This is a genomic window from Holdemanella sp. MSK.7.32, from assembly GCF_024460475.1.
Classification (GTDB): domain Bacteria; phylum Bacillota_I; class Bacilli_A; order Erysipelotrichales; family Erysipelotrichaceae; genus Holdemanella.
Genome location: NZ_JANFYN010000111.1, coordinates 1 through 883, shown reverse-complemented (window position 1 = coordinate 883; position 883 = coordinate 1). Strand labels below are relative to the sequence as shown.

Genomic DNA, 883 nt, shown 5'->3' with positions numbered 1-883 from the left:
CTTACCACCAGCTGTTAATGCAGTTCCATCATAAACCTTCTTTGCAGAATCTGTTGTCACTGTATAGGCCTTAGGTGTGATTTCGTATGTTCTTGTTACTGTTCCCGTGTAGTTTCCAATACCTGTAATTGTTACTGTGATTGTTCCAGTTACATTTGTGAAATCAGATGTTGAATACGCTACTTCGTAATCAGTACCTTCAGCCAATGCATTTCCTTCTTTATCTGCAACTGCAGGAGACCACTTGTGTTCCTTACCATCATATACAGAGTTACTTGGGTTATTGATTGTAACACCACTGTAGTTAGGATTTGGATTGTCTGGATCTTTACCTGGATCGATTGTCTGTTCTGTTACTGTTAATGTACCAATAGAATCTTCTTTTAACTTGTAGTTTTTACTTGAAGCTTTCTTCCACTCTAATTTATAAGTATTAGGAGTTGAACCAACTTCCGTCTGACTACCAGTTGTATGAACAACAACAACTTCACCATCCACGATACCTTCAATCTTACCACCAGCTGTTAATGCAGTTCCATCATAAACCTTCTTTGCAGAATCTGTTGTTACTGTATATTCTTTTGGTGTGATCTTATAAGTCTTAGTAAATTCACCAGTATAGTTTCCGATACCTTTAACATTTATTTCAACTGTACCAACATTGATTACATCACTACTATATGTCAATGTGTAATCAGTATCTCTAACTAGTGCTGCACCAGTCTTAGTATCTGTTACTGTTAAAGGATTTACATGTGGTAAACCATCATAGATTGAGTCTTCAGGATTTGTGACTTCAATACCAGTCTTCTTTTCATCTGGAGTATTCGGTCCATCAGGAATGATTGACTTAGGATTAATTACTAATGATCCATCATTTACT

The 883-nt window shown here is 36.4% G+C and carries 1 protein-coding gene; it reads right to left on the bottom strand.

All coding sequences use genetic code 11. The features are described from left to right. Positions 1–883: hypothetical protein (locus NE544_RS12015; protein ID WP_370866137.1), on the bottom strand; the 883-nt coding region annotated here is incomplete at both ends.